We start from the raw sequence: 19,302 nt of genomic DNA on the forward strand, positions 1-19,302 counted from the left end.
TTCGATAATTTCTATGGGAGCTTTTTTGTCTTGTGGCCATGATGATGAAGGATTCATGGGAGAGGAGACAATGCTTTTTGAACTCCAGTTCATAAATGCAGGGATGTCCGGAAAAATTATCAAAAAGGAGGATTTGGAGTTCAATGAGTTTGTCGAGTTTTCACTGGACAGCACTTTTATCAAAAGGAGAGTTTTTGTTGATAGTACTAGCATCGCCACGGGTAGTTATACTTTGATTGAATCGGATGGCATAGATTATTTCGAACTGAACTATGAAAAAGGAAGTTATCTTATACAGAGTTGTGGAAATTCCCTTAAGGAATGGATGTCTGTTTTGAATGATAGGGAAATTTTCAATGGAGGCTATCTTCCATGTGATGGTCCAGGTTATGGTTATGAATTGGTCAAATAAAAATATCGTTTGATTATACCTTAAGTTTTAAACTTGTGTAGACTTCCCTTAGATAGAACTGCTTATTTTTCTAAAACTTCATCAAAGTTATCGTTTTTAATTCCTTGTGCGGTACCGCACAAGGAATTGAGTTCCAGATATTGTTTAGGGGACACATATCCAAGGGCCTTGTGTGGCCTGTAATTGTTGTAATCGTTCATCCAAATCCGTGCCTGTTCCCTTACTTGGTCGATGTCCTCAAAGATGAACCTGTTGAGGGTCCCCCTCCTAAAACTGCCGTTGAACCTTTCCACAAATGCGTTCTGGGTCGGTTTTCCCGGTTGTATATATTTGAACTCTATTCCGTGCATCTTGCTCCATTGGGACGTTAGCTTAGCGATGAACTCAGGACCGTTGTCCATGCGTATGCGCTTGGGCTTTCCCCTTCTGTTGATCAGATGGTTCAACACCCAGACCACACGGTTGCTGGTCAGGGAAAAATCCACTTCGATGTGCAGTGCCTCCCTGTTGTAATCGTCCATGATGTTCAGTGCCCTGAAACGGCGTTTGTTCTCCAGGACGTCGGTGACAAAATCCATGCTCCAGGTGTGGTCGGCCTCCGCCGGGACCTCCAAAGGCTCTTTCACACGTGCCGGAAGGCGTTTCTTCGCCTTTCTTCTCAAGGGCAGTCCCAGTGCCCTGTAGACACGGTGGACGCGCTTATGGTTCCATGGCATTCCCTCTGCCCTCAAACGGTGATAGGCCATCCAGAAACCCTCCTCCGGATGTTCCCTGGCCTTTTCCCGCAAGGCCTTCTCGATCTCCCCGTCATCCTTTGGCAACGGACTGTAATAGTAAACGCTCTTGCTCATGTTAAGGACACGGCACGCCCTGCTGATGCCGTAATGGGCAAGATCTTTGCCAATGCTGCGCTTGCGGCAGGGCCTCAGAGCTTTTTTTCGATGACCTCCTTGGCCATTTGGTGATCCAGGGCCAGAGTGGCGTACATCTGCTTGAGCTTGCGGTTCTCCTCCTCGAGCTCCTTGATGCGCTTGAGCTCCTTCCCGCTCATACCGGCGTACTTCGAACGCCACTTGTAAAATGCGGCGGAGCTGACCCCATGGTCACGGGTTATCTCGGCAACGGACTTGCCGTTGTCAAACTCTTTTAAAATCTTTGCGATCTGTGTTGGTGAAAATTTGCTCTTCCTCATAATGCTGTTTAAAATTAAGATTATTATTCTACTTTTAAACAGTTCGGTTTTAAGGGGAGCTTACACTTGATCTTCGGGGTAAATTATGATTTTGGATTTTCCCGAAGTGGATATTTCAGTTTGAATCTATTTTTGTTTCTATATTCAACAAGGTCATAATAGTCTTCGATGTATTTTTTCCATGGAGGGGTATTCTCTTTATGAACTAAATTGAGAATTTCAAAAAAACGATGATAGTTTATCAAGTCATATGTTTCCACAAGTCCCAATGTTTCGGCTTTTTTGGCAGCATTATGAGCTTCTTTTGAAAACTTCTTTGCAGTTGACACAAAATATCCTTTTTTGGCCTCCTTTAGCATCATCGCCCCCAAAAAGTCTCGGATGGTGTTGACAGGTTCGGTTTTGTTCGGGGTTTCACGTCTTTTAACCTGTACAAAAATCGGCTTATTTGATTGTACAAAATATAGATCGACACCGCCATCATTGGATTGCCCACAGTGATAAACATTACATTCAAAAAAATCAGAAAATACAGATTTTACCAGCAGCTCCATGCTTTTTGGTGCAACCCTATAAATAAGATTTGGCTTTGACTTTAGGTAATTACGTAACGTAGATATAGGAATATTTACTGAGTCAATATCAAAATGCCTAAGCATTGAATGCTTTTCAATTAGATTTTGACCTTCAAGTGTTGCTAAATCGTTCCACCAAGTTGAGGTCCTACTTGATTGCCAATATCCACAAGAGTCACAAGACCAAATTTTTAGATTTTCTCCTCCTCCGTGTGGGGAATCTAACGGGTCAAAGCCATCAAAGACAAGCTCAGTAGATTTATTGTCATAGGGGCACCATCCCGTTCTCGTATTGTACAAAGTCCCTTGAACATAATCAGGTTCAGTCGATGCAAGTCGATAATGAAGTCTCCTCTCCTGAGTATGAGAATAATCTAGAATCATCGTTTATTTGAACTTTTCTTTTATGTAGTGAAGATAACGATAAGAAATCTTAGTTCCGAATAAGGTTCCTTTCATGAAACTCAATTAGTTCATCTGAAATTAAATTAGCTTACAGACTTTTTATTTTAAGAGGTTGTCATGAATAATTAAGATATATTCCAAATAACGCAAAATACTCTAAAAATTTTGTTAAATAAGAATCATATTCTTATTTTCATTACTTTTAAAATAAATATCAAATGACTTATGGCAAATGTACTATGGTTACAAGGAGGTGCATGTAGTGGCAACACAATGTCCTTTTTGAACGCCGAAGAACCAACGGTGGTAGAACTTATTACCGATTTCGGGCTAAACATTTTATGGCACCCAACAACCGGTTTACAGATTGGGGACCAAGTTCAAGACCTATTAAAGGATATCCTCGCAGGAAAAGTGCAGATGGATATTCTTGTTTTTGAAGGCTCGATAATTCAAGGCCCGGATAACACAGGAACCATGAACTTATTCGCTGACCGTCCGATGAAGGACTGGATTAAGGAACTCTCAGAAGTTGCGGGCTATGTCGTCGCTATTGGCGATTGCGCAACATGGGGAGGCATACCTGCAGTTCCGCCAAACCCTAGTGAATCTACTGGAATGCAATTCCATAAAAAGAACAAGGGTGGGTTCTTGGGCCCTGACTATGTTTCAAAAGGTGGTTTGCCAGTAATAAATATACCAGGTTGCCCTGCGCACCCAGATTGGATTACTCAAATTCTTGTCGCGATTTCTGTGGGAAGGATAGGCGATGTGCTTATTGATGATTACCACAGGCCAAAAACGTTTTTTACCGACTTTGTTCAGACAGGTTGTACCAACGTAGTCAACTTTGCACAAAAAGTCGATGGTGGATTTGGCCAAAGGGGTAACGGATGCCTCTTTTACGAGGTTGGATGTAGAGGCCCAATGACAAGAGCGAGTTGTAACAATATATTGTGGAACAGACAATCTAGTAAAACCCGAGCTAATCATCCTTGTTTGGGCTGTACCGAACCTGGCTTTCCACATCACGACCTTATGAAAGGTAGTGTTTTTAAGACCATGAAGTACATGGGTACATTTCCTAAAGAAGTCCCAGAGGGTAGGAACAAATTGGCTTACTATTTAGAGGCCGGTTTCCAGAAAGTATTACCTACAAACCATAGGGTTCAGGAAGGTTCAAAATAATAGCAACGAAAAAGAATAAAAATGTCAGTAACAGAATTAAATATATCTCCCGTTGGTCGTGTTGAGGGCGATTTGGATGTGAAGGTCTATATTGACAACGGCAAAGTCACACGCGCCCATACGCAAGCAGCGATGTTCAGGGGTTTTGAGAAAATCATGGCAGGCAAGGATCCACAATCGGGACTCATTGTTACTCCTAGAATTTGTGGTATTTGTGGAGGGTCGCACCTATATTGTGCATCCTCGGCATTAGATACTGCTTGGGGAACAAAGCTAACCCCAAATGCTCTTTTGTTGAGAGCGATTGGTCAGGCTTCGGAAACCCTTCAAAGTATCCCAAGATGGTATTATGCGATTTTCGCCACGGATTTAGCTAATAAAAAGTATGCCGATAAACCTTTATATAAGGAAGTGGTAAAACGCTGGTCCGCCTATGTCGGAGAAACCTTTCAAAAGGGATTGACGGCAAGTGGACTGCCAGTTCAGATTTATGCCTTGTTCGGTGGTCAATGGCCCCACTCAAGTTACATGGTGCCGGGTGGGGTGATGTGCGCTCCTACCTTAAAGGATATTACCAGAGCTCATGCTATACTCGCACAATTTAAAAACGATTGGTTAGAACCGATTTGGTTAGGTTGCTCTATCGAGCGTTATATGGAAATCAAATCTTGGGACGACATGTTGGCGTGGGTCGAAGAAAATGAATCTCAAAAGAATAGTGATCTGGGATTGTTGATTCGTGCGGGTATCGAATTTGGTTTGGATAAATTCGGTCAAGGTGTTGGTAAATTCTTAGCAACAGGAACATACTTGCATAAAGACAGATATAATAATCCAACTATTGAAGGTAGAAATGACGCCTTAATTAGCTCAAGTGGATTCTTTGATGGTGAAAATTATCATGAGTTTGACCACATGAAAGTGAGCGAGCACGTTAAGCATTCGTGGTATAAAGACCAAGAAGATGGGCTTCACCCTTGGGATGAACCGCTTCCGACACCTATGAAATCGCAGACATTGCATGATAGTGACTTTGATAATCAATATAGCTGGGCAAAAGCTCCGCGTTATGACGGACATGCTGCTGAAGCTGGTCCGTTGGCTAGGGTGATTATGAACGCTAACCCAAATAATAAGGAACATCAAATTAGAGATCCTTTATTTGGTGATATCATGAAAAAGCTAGGGCCTAGCGTATTCACTAGAGTTCTTGCTAGAGTTCATGAAGCTCCTAGAATCTATAAATTCATTGAACAATGGTTATCTGAAATTGATTTAGATGGTGAGTTCTACACCAAACCTGTTGAGAAAGACGGCAAAGGTTTTGGTGCTACGGAAGCAGCAAGAGGAGCCTTAGCACATTGGATTGAAATTAAAGATGGTGTTATCAAAAACTATCAAGTTATGGCCCCAACAACTTGGAATGTTGGTCCGCAAGATGGTAATGATAATCCAGGACCTATTGAGACCGCTCTTTTGGGCACAACGATCGAAGACCCATTAGATCCAGTAGAAGTAGGTATTGTAGCGCGCTCTTTCGATTCATGTTTGGTATGTACGGTACATGCCCATGATGCGCAAAGTGGCGTTGAGCTATCAAGATTCAAATTATAACTTCTGACATGTAGTTTTTTTGAGACTTTCCTGAGGGTGACCTCGGGAAAGTTTTTTACTTTAATAGAAAGAAAAATAGATGAAAACGGCAATAATGGGATTTGGAAATCCGGTGCGCAGCGATGATGCAGTAGGCATTTATGTAATAGAACAGTTGCGGGAAAAACTTCCCGATTCTGACGACATAAGCATTATCGATATGGGTACAGCTGCCTTTGAAGTACTTTTTGGTTTAAAAGGCCATGATAAGATTATTTTGGCAGATGCAGTTCTGAATAGCAATGAACCTGTGGGTACTTTGTTTAAAGTCCCAGCGGAAGAAGTAATGAAAGCACCTCAAGATGACCCGATGGTTTTTCTCCATGGAATGAAATGGGACCAGGCTTTATCGTACACGAAAAAAATATTACAAGATGAGTATCCAGAAGATATTCAAGTGTATTTAGTGGCGATTGAAAATACCAAGCTAGAAGTTGATTTGAGTGACGTGGTGAAGGAAGCAGGTGATAAAGTCGTACAACATATTTTGGAAGAATTAAATTTATAGATATCTACGTGAGTGCTAAAATCACCCTGAAGACTTCACATATTTATTTGGACAATGAATTGATTCAACCCATCTTCGGAGACATTCATTACGCGTATGTCACCTATGTGGAAGAGCAGAGTAAGGTTTTAATCACTCCTGTTTCGAGTCAATGGTTCGTTAAAATGTACAAACCGACTCAGTTTCTATTGAAATCACGTAATTTAAAAGGTGATAAAACCCTAGCTATTCGAGAGATATTGATAGACAATGATTTAGATATGACTGACAGGGATTTGGATTATGAAATCATTGAAAAAACGAATTTGATAAAGGTGAGTATCTCATGACAAAACCAAAAAACGACTGGCTAATAGATGCCGAGGTGCAGTACAAGGTTACCCCTGTAAAAGGACGTTGGGAGGTTTCGCTCATATTTATAAATACCCAAGACCCTAACGAGGTTTTGGTTCAAGTTATCGGTGATTACCGTTCGGAACGACTCGCTGAAATCTATGGTAGAAATATACAGCAAACAGCTGCAAAAGACCCACGAGGTACACAAAAAGTAGACAAAGATGCTTACGATATTAACAACAACTGATGCCATCCTAAAGGTTCAGAAGGCGATTGCATCGGTAGATAGATTGGATGAGTTGGTTGGCATAACCGAGGACGCTGAAACTATAGATGACCTGAAAACCTTGGTGGTAGCATCGGATGAAATTACAGTTCCTTTAGATTGGTATGATTTGGAACCGCCTTATATATTTCCTGCGACTCCATTTAACAGGCAAAATCTACTGGCCTTGGTTTTCTATAAGCTTGGAAATCATCAAAAGGCCTTTGAGTTTGTTTCTGAAGAACATCCGCTATACCACCACCTTTTGATTGCAACACATTTGCAATTCGGTTATGAGATTTCGCCTGACATGGTAGATTTTTGTTACAATACATCGCCGCACAACAGTGCAGTTCTAAGTTATTATGGTGTCGTAGAAAACCCCAAAAACAATGAGGGACTTAAAAAAGAGTTTTCTGAAGCACTTTCCAAAGCTGAAAATGATGAAGTCAAGGTATTTACGGCTAAACACTACCTAAATTTACTTCTCGATTCTGGTGAATTGCAGGAGGCAAAACAACTGGCGCAAGAACAATTCGAAATTGCCATTTCAGAAGATGCCAAAAATGCAATGAATACCCATTTAGCGGGAATTTTAATGGCACAATTACAAGTGCCTTATGATAGTCAAATGTTAGAAGAAGTTCATGAACTGCAGTTAAAGGCCATTGCTCAATTCGAAGCAAAAGACCTGAAAATACAGGCAGGAATGTTGTTGGTCGATGCAACAGAAATTGCCAATTTTAAGGGAGACTTTGTTGCATCCAAAGAACTTATTAATAGAGCGATTCAATATTTTAAAGAAGAAGATATTCCGGAGTTCTTGGGAGAGGCCGGATTCAAAAAAGCGATTCTATTATATACTTGGTCAAAGAATGGAAGTCCTCAATATTATAAAGCAGCCATTAATGCTTTTCAGGATGTATTGAAAGTGTTCAAGCGAGATACACATCCTCAGAAATTTGCAGATGTACATCACAATCTGGCGTTAATTTATTCTGAAATTCCGGTAGGTGCTGACGAGAAACCAATGTGGACGGCCTTTTGTGCATCATCCTTCAAAGAAGTTCTGGCTTTTTATACAAAAGATAAGTATCCGTATGAAAATGCAATGGCAAGTCATAATTATGCGACAGCGTTAATGCATTTTCCTCCAGCAAAAATTCATGACAATCTTGAAAAAGCAGCTGGTCTGTTTGAGGAAGCGCTTGAGGTGAGAACGGCAGAAGCATATCCCTTTGAACGTGCTTTGACCTTGATGAATCAATTGGAATTGGGATGGCTTACACATAACGAAACTAGTGAGGAGGAGTTGAAAAAATATGAAGAAATGAAGGAAAAAGCCGAGGAAGTGAAAACTTTGGTGACAGATGCTGGTATACTAGAACAAGCTGAGAAGCATCTCCAAGAATTGGAAAAAGTAAAAAGTTTAATTTAGGAGGGTTATGCACGAAACATCTATCGTAAATAGCATTATTGCGACTTTGGAACAAGAGTTTGAAGCTGAGAAACTCCAGAAGATGAAAGCAATTCACCTGAAAGTGGGAATCCTTTCGAACATAGAACCGCGTTTGCTACACAACGCATATGATGTTTATCATTTAAGGGATGGCAGATTTCAGAACGTTGCTTTGAAAATAGAATCGACACAATTGAAAATTCAATGTGAAGTTTGCGATCATGTTACCAATGTGGAGAATTACAGGTTTCTATGCGAAAATTGCGAACGACCAAGTAAAAATGTAATCGAAGGGGAGGAAATGTTGATTCACAAAATAGAATTTGATGACTAGACCATTAGGTCTTTATAAACACAAAAAAACGATGAGCGTAGATAAATCAACAAAGGCGGCACGAGGAACTGTGCAATGCGAGAACACTAATATCAATTTGCTCAAAGCAAATGATTTTGTAGCGGATATTATTAAAAAGGAAATGGCTAAAACCAATACTCTTTTAATCAACATAACCTCATCAGCAGGTAGTGGTAAGACCACCTTAATGCAGAAAACCGCAGAAAAACTAAAGGATAAAATAACAATGGCCGTGATGGTCGGAGATTTAGAAACGGAACGTGATGCAGAGCGTATTCGGGAGACCGGCATACATGCCCTGCAGATAGTAACGGGAGGTATTTGCCATCTGGAAGCTCAAATGGTGCATCAGGTTTTAGACCAATTCGACTTGGAGAATATTGATTTATTGTTCATAGAAAATGTGGGCAATTTGGTTTGTCCGGCTTCTTTCGATTTGGGTGAAGACTATCGCGTTACCTTAATGGCAACAACAGAAGGTGATGACAAGCCCAAAAAGTATCCTAAAATGTTTTTGACCAGCGATATGATGGTCGTTTCAAAAGCCGATTTATTGCCTTACGTGCCTTTCTCAGTAGAAGCCGTAATCAAGGATGCGCGAGAGGTAAACCATGAAATAGAAGTGTTACAAGTTTCGTCTACGAACGGAGAGGGAATAGATGCTTGGTGTGATTGGTTACTGGAGAAAATTGAACGGAAGAAAGGATAATGGCTAAATGCAAAAAACCTTTGAAATTACTATTTCTGGTCAAGTACAAGGGGTGGGTTTCCGTCCTTTTGTGTATAGTTTATCTAAACAATTTCAATTGAGGGGTTCGGTTTGCAATAATCAAGACGGAGTACTAATTCACATCAATGCCTCCGAAGAAAAAGCAACTAATTTTCTGGTTCAACTACTAGAAAATGCTCCATCAATTTCTATCATTCAATCACATAAGATTTCCGAAATTCCGTTTCAAGAATTCGATGGCTTCAAGATAATTCCTTCAGAAGCAAAGCATCAAACCAACATTCCGTTAACCCCAGATTTTTCTATTTGCGAATCATGCAAAGCTGAAATTAGGGATAAAAGCAATCGGCGATATGGGTATGCTTTTACCACATGCACCAACTGCGGCCCAAGATTTGCGGCGACCACAAAATTTCCTTTTGAGAGGTCAAATACAACGGTTTCTGCCTTTAAAATGTGTGCTACTTGTCAATCGGAATATATCAATCCTGATGACAGGCGATTTCATTCGCAAACGAATGGCTGCGCCGATTGTGGGATTCAATTAAAACTGCAAGATTATGACGGGAGGCAATTTGATGGAGACCATAAGGAGCTAGTTAAGAAAACATCCGACTTCATCCGAAAAGGAAGCATCCTGGCACTTAAAAACACAAATGGTTATCTGCTATGTTGCGATGCCAATAATAAGTCGGCGATAGAACGTTTACGTGAAAAAAAGCAACGCCCTGCGAAACCTTTTGCCTTGCTCTATCCATCCTTGGAAAGAATCAAAAAAGACTTTAACCTAAGTGCTACAGAAGAAAATGCACTTACTTCATCTGTAGCTCCCATAGTTATTTTGAACCCGAAGAAGTCTATTCCTGACTTGGAACAAGATGGTATCGCTCCAGGATTGAATCAATTCGGTGTTATGTTACCATCATCAGCTTTGCTCACGGTTTTGATGGATGAACTTGGTACTCCGATCATCGCCACGAGTGGAAATGTTCATGGCTCCCCGATTATCTCGAAAGAATCAGAAGCAATTCAAAAACTATCTGGAGTGGCTGATTATTTCCTGCATCACGATTTAGAAGTTACTTTTCCTCAGGATGATTCTGTATTTCGGTTTACTGATGAACATCAAATTACACTTCGACGTTCTCGTGGATTAGCTCCCAACTTTCTGAATATGACACCTTCGGGAAACGAAAAGATACTGGCCATGGGTGCCCATTTAAAGAGCACGTTTACGTTTGTGCCTAATTCGCATACCTATATGAGTCCTTATCTTGGAAATCTGGATAGCTATGATGTTTCCGAAAGATTTCAGAATAGTATTGGACAATTTGAAAAGTTGTTTCAAACACAACCGGAAGTAATTTTGATAGATGCCCATCCACAATATCAAAGTAGCATTTTGGGAAGGGAGTTGGCTGAAAAATGGAATGCGGAATATATCTCCATACAACATCACAAAGCCCATTTTGCAAGTGTTTTAGGCGAACACGATTTATTTGATTCCAAAGAAAAAATACTAGGTCTAGTTTGGGATGGAACTGGGTTTGGAGAAGACAATATGATATGGGGAGGCGAGTCCTTTACGTATCAAAATCACGAAATGGAACGGCTGATTCACTTTGAATATTATGATTGGTTGGCTGCTGATAAAATGGCGAAAGAACCAAGATTGTCCTTTCTCAGTATACTTCCCAATGCAGAAAAGGAAATTGCCAGGAAGAAGTTTTCCGAAACGGAATGGAAAGTCTATTTAAAAATGTTGGAGAACAACCCATTGAAAACATCATCGGTAGGACGCTTGTTTGACGCGGTTGCATCCTTGTTGGGTATAATAGATGTGACTAGCTATGAAGGTGAGGCTGCAATGCTATTAGAAAATCAAGCAAGAATGTATGTTGGAAATGATGAAGTTGATTTTTTAGCAGGGGTAGTATTTGAAAACATTCCAACAAAAACAATTATTCAAAATATTCATCAAGCTATGGTAGATGGTTTCTCAATTCCAAGAATTGCGAATAGTTTTATTCATACGCTAGCGCGCGTGATTTTTAATATAGCAAAGCAGCATAATTTTAGTTGTATTGCTTGTAGTGGCGGGGTTTTTCAAAATGCTGTACTCATCGAAAAGCTTATAAAACTAGCTGAAAATTCGGGAATAAAGTTAAAATTTAATCGTATATTGTCTAGTAACGATGAGAATATTTCGTTCGGTCAGTTATCTTATTATCAGCATATTAAAAAGTAAATTATGTGTTTAGCGATTCCAGGTAAAATCAAGAGTATTGAAATGCAGTATGATGGCAAGGTGCGCATGGCTAAAGTGTTATTTGGCGGTATAACCAAAGAGGCCAGTTTAGAAATGCTGCCTGATGCCGATATTGACGATTATGTATTGGTACACGTTGGTGTTGCCATCAGCAAAGTAGATGAAGAAGAAGCGCAAAAAACGTTTAAGTATCTGGAAGAGATTGGGGAACTGGGAGACCTTACCGATGTAGATGAATATTTGCCAAAAACTAATTAAAACCGTTTGCCGTGAAATGATCCATTACAAACATTACATTCAATTTGCAAATTGAGCGAATTACATCTGACCAATTAATAAAAATAAAAATCTACAGATGAAATACATGTCTGAATACCGCGACCCTGAACTCGCAAAAAAATATTTGGAAGAAATAAAGAACACCGTTTCTAGACCTTGGTCGATTATGGAAGTTTGTGGTGGGCAAACACATAGCCTTGTGAAAAATGGTATCATTGAAATGTTACCGGATTCGGTTACTATGATTCATGGACCCGGGTGCCCCGTTTGTGTGACTCCTTTGAATTTAATCGATAAAGCGGTGTATCTCGCCTCAGACAAAGGAGTGATTCTTTGCTCCTTTGGAGATATGCTGAGAGTGCCTGGTTCTCAAAAAAGTTTGCTTGAAGCAAAAGCAGAAGGAGCCGATGTACGGATTTTATATTCTCCCTTAGAGGCTGTAAAAATTGCCGAAGACAATCCGGATAAAGAAGTTGTTTTCTTTGCCGTTGGCTTTGAAACAACGGCTCCGGCAAATGCCTTGTCGGTAGTGCACGCGCATCGTAGAGGCGTAAAAAACTATTCTATTTTGGCATCGCATGTCTTGGTGCCACCAGCAATAAAAGCGGTAATCGATGATGAGGAAAGTAAAATAGATGGCTTTTTGGCTGCTGGTCATGTATGTACCATAATGGGCAATACGGAGTATCATCCAATATCGGCCAAATATAAAGTGCCGATCGTGGTTACGGGTTTTGAACCTTTAGATGTGCTGCAAGGTATTTTGATGGTTATCCGTCAATTAGAGCAAAGTAAGTCTGAAGTTGAAAATCAATACGCTAGAATCGTTCGGGAGGAAGGTAATCGTGATGCTCAAAAAGTCATTGATGAAGTTTTTGAAGTTAGACATCAGATGTGGCGGGGTATTGGGGAAATTCCTGATAGCGGCTATGCCGTTCGTGAGAAATATGCAGCGTTTGATGCTACAAAAAAATTTAGTGTCACGATTGAAGAGGCACCTGAAAACCCAGACTGTATTTCAGGTCAGGTTATGAAGGGAATCAAAAAGCCTTTTGAGTGCTCTCAATTTGGTAAAGCGTGTAAACCTACAAATCCACTTGGTGCGCCCATGGTCAGTAGTGAAGGGGCTTGTGCTGCCTATTATCACTTTTCCGGACTAGTTGAAGCTTAATCGAAACCAAATGCCGGAGAACAACAAAATACGCGTGCAGCTGCAATGCCCCATGCCTAAACTTGACTTTGATGTCATCACTTTAGGGCATGGAAGTGGCGGAGTACTAACCAACAGACTTTTAGATAGTGGTGTTTTTGATCTGCTGAAAAACGATATCCTCGACGAACGCCATGATGGTGCATTTTTAGAGTTGCATGGCAAAACGGCTTTTTCTACAGATAGCTTTTTAGTGTCTCCCATATTTTTCCCCGGGGGAAATATTGGAGAGTTGGCCGTAAACGGAACGGTCAATGATCTGGCAATGTGCGGGGCTACGCCCAAATATCTCTCGTTAAGTTTTATCATTGAGGAAGGACTTCCAGTAAAAGAATTTTGGGATATTCTGGTAGCCATCAAATTCGCTTGTGAAAAAGCAGGCGTGCAAATCGTTACTGGCGATACTAAAGTGGTTGAAAAGGGTAAGGGCGACAAAATTTTCGTGAACACTTCAGGTGTCGGACCTATTCATCCCAAAGCAAATATCCGCGTAAAAAATATATCCGTAGGAGACAAAATAATTATTAGTGGAAATGTTGCATCTCACGGAATGGCTATCATGTCGGTTCGTGAAGGTTTAGAATTCGGCTCTGAAATCAAGAGTGATACCACCAATCTAAATCATACCATACTACGATTGATTGAGCTGTTTGGAGAAAGTATTCATTTATTGACTGACCCGACACGGGGTGGTGTTGCAACAGTATTGAAAGAAATTGCACAATCTTCTGAAATAGGTATCGACTTGTTTCAAAGAGATTTTCCTATGGATGAACAGGTGGCAAGTGCCTGCGAATTATTAGGCTTGGACCCTTTATACGTAGCAAACGAAGGACTCTTTATTGCTTTCGTATCTGAGTCTGTAGCAGATGCCGTTTTGACTGCTTTGCAAGAAGATGAGAATGGTCAAAATGCTCGTATTATAGGAAGCGTCGTTGCGGAACATCCCAAACAAGTCATTATGGAAAGTGCAATAGGAGGTAAGAGGGTTATAAGTATGCTTCCCGGAGAACAATTGCCTAGAATTTGTTAATATGAATTTTGAAACGCTAGGCAAACATGTTACCGATTCTTATGTTTTTAAAGGTTCCGAGGAAATGCCATTCTTGGCTCCAAGAGGAGTTTTTACTATGGAGAATAAACTCTTTGTTTCCGATACGGGGCGTAATCGCATTTTTATCTGGAATGAAATTCCCAAGACAGAATATCAAGAACCCGATATTGTTTTGGGTCAGGTCGATGCCACAGAAACGGGTCGTAATGCGGGTGGAATTGCAACTGCAAGTACATTACATTATCCATCGGGAATATGGAGCAATGGCACTATCGTTATCGTTGCAGATGCTTGGAACCATCGCGTGCTTATTTGGCATTCGTTACCCACTCAAAATGGGCAGCCAGCGGATGTAGTGTTGGGGCAGCCCGATTTTGAATCAAATCAACCCAACGTTTCGGGTATTGGAAACGACCCTTCTGCACAAACCTTAAACTGGCCGTACGGAGTTTTCTCAGATGGAGAAAGCCTTTGGATAGCAGATACAGGGAATCGGAGGATATTGTTCTATGACGGGATTCCAATGACCAATTTTGCTCCGGCGGATGAAGTCATAGGAAAACCGGATTTCACGAACAGGGATTATGAAAATCATGAACCCATTTGGCCCTATTCCGTTAAGGTAAATGCCAAAAGACAAATGGTCGTAGCCGACACTCAATTCTACCGTTCATTAGTTTGGAATGATGCTGACAAAGCATTTTCAAAACCAGCGGATAGTATTATTGGACAAGCCGATTTTGATGCTTGTGGACAAAATCAGTTTGGCTTGTTTCCCTCTTCAAAATCGTTAAACTGGATATATGATGCTTGTTTCTATAAAGACGGGATACTAGTAAATGATACTGGGAATAGTAGAGTATTATGGTTTGATAAAATCCCAACGAAAAACAATCCCGAAGCAACAGCGGTCATTGGGAAACGAGATTTTAAAACAGGAAGCGAAAATAAAGAAACCTTGATGGGAACTTCAAGCTCCTTGTATTGGCCTTTTTCAATAACTACAAAAGAAAATAAACTAATCATTGCCGATACTGGAAATCATCGGGTAGTGATAACGGATTTAAAGCTCTAAAGACTAAGATACAGCCAGTAAACACCTATAGCAATTGCGAAAACTCCTCCCGATAAGCGCACCATTTTAAAAAGAGATTTACTGTTTTGTTTTTTGGAGTACCTCGCTAATTGTCCAAGTAAGAATGTATAAATCGTCATAGCCAATAGTGTTCCTAATCCGAAGCCAATGATGTATTGAATACTATCAAATTTATTTTCAAATCCCAATACCGGAAGGAGTAAAACAAAATGTGCTATTCCTGCGAGTCCATGTAAAACCCCAATCCCAAAAGAAGTCCATTGATTTTGCTTAACCTTTTTGCTATGAGCGTGACCATGGTTTAGCATGTTTTTGTCATGCTCATGTTCGTGTATATGAATATAGGGCTCTTCCGCATTGTGCACATGCGGATGTTTGTGGTTTTTTCTTTTGCCGAAAATACTGTATAATGCCCAGAGTCCCACGACAATTAAAACGGCGCCAACTAGCTGTTCACTATGTTCCGATATTTTCTCTATTGGAATGTATTGCCGAAATAGGAGAAAAAGCAACCCTATCAAAAGCATTCCGGTCAGATGTCCAAAACCCCAGAACAAACCTATTTTCCAGACTTTTCGTCTCGTTTCAATCGCCAAAGGGGTAACCGCAGCCAAATGGTCTGGTCCTGAAACCACATGTAATATTGAAGCTGCAATACCGGCAAGTAAAGGAAAGCTCATCATTCGATTTACAAAAGAACAATGTAGTGAAATTTCTTGTCAAAATTGTTTCTGATACGCTTTTCAATTCGCTCTACGTTGTTACAAAATATACATTTCATTATTTAGCTCTTTAAAGTGAAAATCCTAGGCCGTTATAAATCATAATTATGGTCCTATTAATCGGCCGTTTTAGGGGAAAGCTCAGAGAAGTTGGGCAAACTTTAAGATTCAGTTCCATTTTCCGTTCTTTTTAGTAGTATCGGGAATTAACCTTTTACGGAACTAATCGCTGACTGTAGAGTTAAACAAAGTTGCGGAATTATGCTACCTCAAAATAATCGTTTTATTGAACTTTTGACAGAGTGATTATAACCAAAACTCCTTTTTATTTTTATCATTCCCAAAAATATGCGGATAATGTTCTCTGGCATTCGCCTCCATGAAATCCAAAGGAACATCCTCAAAATGGCCGTAGTCTTCAAGATATTCCATAAATTCTTTTCCCTCATTATTGTACTCTTGGAATATTGAATCATTTTCGCCATCAAAATCCAAGGGCTGAACATTGCACATTTTGCACAATGACCGATTAAATGCCGGTGAGGCCTTCAACCATTTCTCTTCCAATAAAAGATCTACCATGCCATGTGGAGTCAATTCATTAGTTCCGAACTTTTCGGTAAGCCTGTCTATTGCTATATGGTTCTTGACTTTTGCCAAACGGATTCTTGCCGGTATTCCCAAGGAGCGTAACCCGGCAATTAGAATGATGGATTTATCTATACAATGACCCTTTTTTTGCTTCACAAGGTTACTGGCTTTAAAATGCTCCTTTGAAAAACTTAAAAAATAGGGATCGTATCTAAATGAATCTCTTACCTTAACATATAATAGTTTGGCTTTCTCTTTTGGCAAAAGGGAATCGTCTTTAAAATCACGGACGAACTCCTGAATTTCATCTGATTCGAAATCAAAATAGTATGTCTGGGATAGAAAATCCATTTGTCACTCAATAATTACTTTCAAAATCCTTTGATTGTACTTTTCAATAGTGTATGATTTACCATACTTTTTATTTTTCATGAACCTTACGCCCGCTCAGCCTTTTGTTATTGTAATAAAGTTAATCCAGATAATTGTTTTTTCGGTAGGCCAAACTTTTTCTTTCAAGAAAACTCCAGATTTTGAGTTTATCCCGACTTTGAACGGTAGAGTTGAAAATTGTATCCACAGCGCAATAATATATGAAATCATCTATCTTTTCTGATGGTATTTTTAGTCTTTCTTTATAGAGGGAATCCGGATAAGAATTCCTTATCGTCTGAATCTCTTTTTCTAGTTTGTCCACGGAAACAGAATTTCTCAACTTTTTGTTGTGACCCGTTATTTCATCGATAAGCCTGTGCAGCAGTTGCTCCTGCATAGCTAAGAAAAGTTTTCTTTCATTTAAGGATAATGGTTTAACTTCTGCGTTTGGCAGTCGTAAGGAGGTAGAACTTACAGTGGGTTTAAATTTCATGGACTGAATGTCCATATGGAGATTCCCCGATAAGTTATACGGTGTTACTACAACTTCATCTAATTCAGTTAGGGACTCCTCCAAAGCCACAGTTACTAATTCACTTTCTATAATCTTGTCATCAACTACCAAAAATGATTTGTCAAATTGGATTGCCGAAAACCACAATGTATCGTTAACACTTGCCTTAATTCTGAAGTACCCATATTGATTTGTAATTGTGGCTTGATTTTTCCGGGTGTTTATTACATGAACATCCGAGACGTCCGTAGTATTGCTTTCTACTTTACCCTTTAATTCCATAGAAAGTTTTTGAGCACTTGAAACCAAACAAGAGAAAAAAACTATACAGAAAATGAGATTATTGAACTTCAAAATCATATCCTTTGGTATTTTTCTCCTAAAAGAAACAGTTCATCAATCGTTTTTTGAACTTTAATATACAATATAAGGAATCAGACTATTGTAAAAACTCTAGAGAATTTTTAGTAAAAAAAGGAGAATAATAGCAATAATTACTAATATTCTTCTAAATTTACTAAATGCAGCTCGCCGATTTTATCAAAAGTAGATTGTCAGTGGAAGAATATTCCTTCTCCCGAGATGAATATATGGCTTATTCAGGGAAGGACGCAAATGCTGTTGCAACGGATTTGGCCTATTTATCCGAGAAAGGAGAAATCATTGCCTTAAGAAAAGGGTTCTACCTTATTATACCACCAAGGTATTCAAAGCTGAGTGTTATACCATTGGAGCTTTATGTCAATAAACTATTTGTACACTTGGGCAAACCCTATTACATTGGATTATACTCGGCAGCACAATTACATGGAGCGGCCCATCAACAAGCACAGACTGAATATATAATCACCGAAGGTACTAGAATGTTGGATATTCATAAAAAGAATATAGCCATAAACTTTTTTCTTACCTCTAACTGGCCTCAGGCCAATATTGTCCAAAAAAGATCTGATGCTGGTTATTTTAATGTTTCAGATCCATTACTGACCATTGTGGATTTAATATACCATCAAAGAAAGCTAGGAGGAATAAACAGAATGTTGGCAAATATTGAGGAACTTTTAGAAGAAGTTGAAGGAAGTGAAATGAATTCCTTATTGCAATGGTATCCGCATAAAAGTGTTTTACAACGATTGGGTTTTTTGATGGATTATGTAAACCCAAAAAATGATTTGCTTGAGCCACTTATTGTGTATTTGGAAAGGCATGGTTTTTACCCTGTACTGTTGAATACATCGGATAAAATCAAACCAGGTGCGGTAGATAACAAATGGAAAGTTGATGTGAACTTAGCCCTTGAAAGCGATATATGATACCAAGACCCTACATAGTGGAATGGCAAGAACATGCACCATGGAAATCATTCGACCAGATTGAGCAAGATTTGATTATCAGCCGAACATTGGTAGTCATTTTTTCCGATGATTTTCTTAAAGAAAATTTGGCCTTTAGGGGTGGCACGGCCTTGCACAAACTCTATTTAAATCCAGCACCAAGGTATTCAGAGGATATTGATTTGGTACAGATAAAACCGGGTCCTATCAAGCCAATCATGCAGCGATTGGGAGAAATAATTGACTTTTTCGAAGAGCCCAGACGGACAGAAGTAAGGGGGCATGGTGCCAAGGCATTATACCGATTTGCCTCAGAATATGGAAATACGAGAAGACGATTGAAGTTGGAAATCAATTGCAAGGAACATTTCAATGTGTTGGATTGGATTGAGCTTCCTTTTGAAATCAAAAATCGATGGTTTTCGGGGGAAGCTCGAATACGTACTTATAACCTAAATGAATTGTTAGGGACAAAACTTCGAGCTTTATACCAACGTAGTAAAGGCAGGGATCTTTTTGATTTGGATTATTCGCACTTGCACATGAGCTTGGACACGGAATCCATTATTCAATGTTTTAAGGAGTATATGATTTTTTCCACAGGGAAACCACCAAGTCAAAAGGAATTCTTGATCAACATTGAAGAAAAAGAAAATGATATTAATTTCACTGGGGATATGGAGGGGTTATTAAGATTAGGAATTGGATATGACCAAGAGCTAGCTTTTGAGTGGTTAAAAGAGAATCTGATTGGAAAGCTATAAGGAGATGATTAAAAAA

General features: G+C 39.6%; 21 protein-coding genes. 16 read left to right on the forward strand and 5 right to left on the reverse strand.

Annotated features, from left to right (window positions below; translation table 11 throughout):
• Window positions 1–13 precede the first annotated feature (13 nt).
• Window positions 14–412: a hypothetical protein gene (locus FG28_RS08990; RefSeq protein ID WP_036382123.1), complete on the forward strand. Its 399-nt coding sequence runs from the start codon at window positions 14–16 to the stop codon at window positions 410–412.
• Window positions 413–474: 62 nt separating this feature from the next.
• On the opposite strand, the gene FG28_RS08995 is transcribed toward FG28_RS08990, so the two are convergent.
• Window positions 475–1,604, reverse strand: a protein-coding gene (locus FG28_RS08995) for an IS3 family transposase (RefSeq protein WP_156102245.1) whose coding sequence is annotated in 2 segments (ribosomal slippage) — window positions 475–1,343 and window positions 1,343–1,604 — 1,131 coding nt in all. Because the reading frame shifts where the segments join, the coding sequence is not laid out codon by codon here.
• An 83-nt stretch (window positions 1,605–1,687) separates the two neighbouring features.
• Complete coding sequence (locus FG28_RS20455; protein WP_081894298.1) at window positions 1,688–2,563, reverse strand: restriction endonuclease; 876 nt, start codon at window positions 2,561–2,563, stop codon at window positions 1,688–1,690.
• 246 nt (window positions 2,564–2,809) lie between these two features.
• Here FG28_RS20455 and FG28_RS09010 point away from each other — a divergent pair, with 246 nt between their 5' ends.
• From FG28_RS09010 to FG28_RS09070, 13 genes are all read left to right on the forward strand, one after another.
• On the forward strand, window positions 2,810–3,772 hold the full coding sequence (locus FG28_RS09010) for a hydrogenase (protein ID WP_036382133.1): 963 nt from the start codon (window positions 2,810–2,812) through the stop codon (window positions 3,770–3,772).
• A 21-nt stretch (window positions 3,773–3,793) separates the two neighbouring features.
• Window positions 3,794–5,386, forward strand: a complete 1,593-nt coding sequence (locus FG28_RS09015) for a nickel-dependent hydrogenase large subunit (protein WP_036382135.1) — start codon at window positions 3,794–3,796, stop codon at window positions 5,384–5,386.
• 79 nt (window positions 5,387–5,465) lie between these two features.
• Entirely contained in the window at window positions 5,466–5,933 is a 468-nt protein-coding gene (locus FG28_RS09020; protein ID WP_036382137.1) for a hydrogenase maturation protease, read from the forward strand.
• Window positions 5,934–5,941: 8 nt separating this feature from the next.
• On the forward strand, window positions 5,942–6,262 hold the full coding sequence (locus FG28_RS09025; RefSeq protein WP_051947244.1) for a hypothetical protein: 321 nt from the start codon (window positions 5,942–5,944) through the stop codon (window positions 6,260–6,262).
• The gene (locus FG28_RS09030) at window positions 6,259–6,516 is read left to right on the forward strand and encodes a hypothetical protein (protein WP_036382140.1); all 258 of its coding nucleotides are present in this window, start codon (window positions 6,259–6,261) and stop codon (window positions 6,514–6,516) included. The genes FG28_RS09025 and FG28_RS09030 overlap by 4 nt, the downstream gene beginning before the upstream one ends.
• Complete coding sequence (locus FG28_RS09035; protein WP_072877979.1) at window positions 6,491–7,972, forward strand: hypothetical protein; 1,482 nt, start codon at window positions 6,491–6,493, stop codon at window positions 7,970–7,972. Before FG28_RS09030 ends, FG28_RS09035 begins: the two co-directional genes overlap by 26 nt.
• Window positions 7,973–7,979: 7 nt before the next feature.
• Window positions 7,980–8,327 (forward strand): hydrogenase maturation nickel metallochaperone HypA, encoded by a 348-nt coding sequence (locus FG28_RS09040; protein WP_036382147.1) that lies wholly within the window; start codon window positions 7,980–7,982, stop codon window positions 8,325–8,327.
• A 31-nt stretch (window positions 8,328–8,358) separates the two neighbouring features.
• Complete coding sequence (hypB, locus tag FG28_RS09045) at window positions 8,359–9,057, forward strand: hydrogenase nickel incorporation protein HypB (protein WP_072878679.1); 699 nt, start codon at window positions 8,359–8,361, stop codon at window positions 9,055–9,057.
• A gap of 7 nt (window positions 9,058–9,064) precedes the next feature.
• Window positions 9,065–11,326 carry a carbamoyltransferase HypF gene (hypF, locus tag FG28_RS09050; RefSeq protein ID WP_036382150.1) on the forward strand — a complete coding sequence of 754 codons (2,262 nt, stop codon included), beginning with the start codon at window positions 9,065–9,067 and terminating at the stop codon, window positions 11,324–11,326.
• Between the two features lie 3 nt (window positions 11,327–11,329).
• On the forward strand, window positions 11,330–11,605 hold the full coding sequence (locus FG28_RS09055) for a HypC/HybG/HupF family hydrogenase formation chaperone (protein ID WP_036382153.1): 276 nt from the start codon (window positions 11,330–11,332) through the stop codon (window positions 11,603–11,605).
• 97 nt (window positions 11,606–11,702) lie between these two features.
• Window positions 11,703–12,797 carry a hydrogenase formation protein HypD gene (gene hypD, locus FG28_RS09060; protein ID WP_036382157.1) on the forward strand — a complete coding sequence of 365 codons (1,095 nt, stop codon included), beginning with the start codon at window positions 11,703–11,705 and terminating at the stop codon, window positions 12,795–12,797.
• Between the two features lie 10 nt (window positions 12,798–12,807).
• Window positions 12,808–13,869, forward strand: coding sequence for a hydrogenase expression/formation protein HypE (hypE, locus tag FG28_RS09065; protein WP_229702477.1), 1,062 nt, complete (start codon window positions 12,808–12,810; stop codon window positions 13,867–13,869).
• A gap of 1 nt (window position 13,870) precedes the next feature.
• The gene (locus FG28_RS09070) at window positions 13,871–14,965 is read left to right on the forward strand and encodes a hypothetical protein (RefSeq protein WP_036382160.1); all 1,095 of its coding nucleotides are present in this window, start codon (window positions 13,871–13,873) and stop codon (window positions 14,963–14,965) included.
• Here FG28_RS09070 and FG28_RS09075 read toward each other — a convergent pair.
• The 3 genes from FG28_RS09075 to FG28_RS09085 all read right to left on the reverse strand — a co-directional run bounded on the left by FG28_RS09075 (window position 14,962) and on the right by FG28_RS09085 (window position 17,470).
• Entirely contained in the window at window positions 14,962–15,666 is a 705-nt protein-coding gene (locus tag FG28_RS09075; RefSeq protein WP_177190035.1) for a sulfite exporter TauE/SafE family protein, read from the reverse strand. The two genes, FG28_RS09070 and FG28_RS09075, sit on opposite strands and share 4 nt — an antisense overlap.
• A gap of 348 nt (window positions 15,667–16,014) precedes the next feature.
• A complete protein-coding gene (locus tag FG28_RS09080) occupies window positions 16,015–16,650 on the reverse strand; it encodes a transglutaminase family protein (protein WP_036382166.1) in 636 nt (211 codons plus the stop codon).
• Between the two features lie 121 nt (window positions 16,651–16,771).
• On the reverse strand, window positions 16,772–17,470 hold the full coding sequence (locus FG28_RS09085; protein WP_141673437.1) for a hypothetical protein: 699 nt from the start codon (window positions 17,468–17,470) through the stop codon (window positions 16,772–16,774).
• 239 nt (window positions 17,471–17,709) lie between these two features.
• Between FG28_RS09085 and FG28_RS09090 the strand changes: the two genes are divergently transcribed.
• Together FG28_RS09090 and FG28_RS09095 are read left to right on the forward strand one after the other, a co-directional pair.
• Window positions 17,710–18,501 (forward strand): type IV toxin-antitoxin system AbiEi family antitoxin, encoded by a 792-nt coding sequence (locus tag FG28_RS09090; protein ID WP_036382170.1) that lies wholly within the window; start codon window positions 17,710–17,712, stop codon window positions 18,499–18,501.
• The gene (locus tag FG28_RS09095; protein ID WP_036382173.1) at window positions 18,498–19,286 is read left to right on the forward strand and encodes a nucleotidyl transferase AbiEii/AbiGii toxin family protein; all 789 of its coding nucleotides are present in this window, start codon (window positions 18,498–18,500) and stop codon (window positions 19,284–19,286) included. Before FG28_RS09090 ends, FG28_RS09095 begins: the two co-directional genes overlap by 4 nt.
• The last annotated feature ends 16 nt before the right edge of the window (window positions 19,287–19,302 follow it).

The sequence above is a fragment of the Muricauda sp. MAR_2010_75 genome, from assembly GCF_000745185.1.
GTDB lineage: Bacteria > Bacteroidota > Bacteroidia > Flavobacteriales > Flavobacteriaceae > Flagellimonas.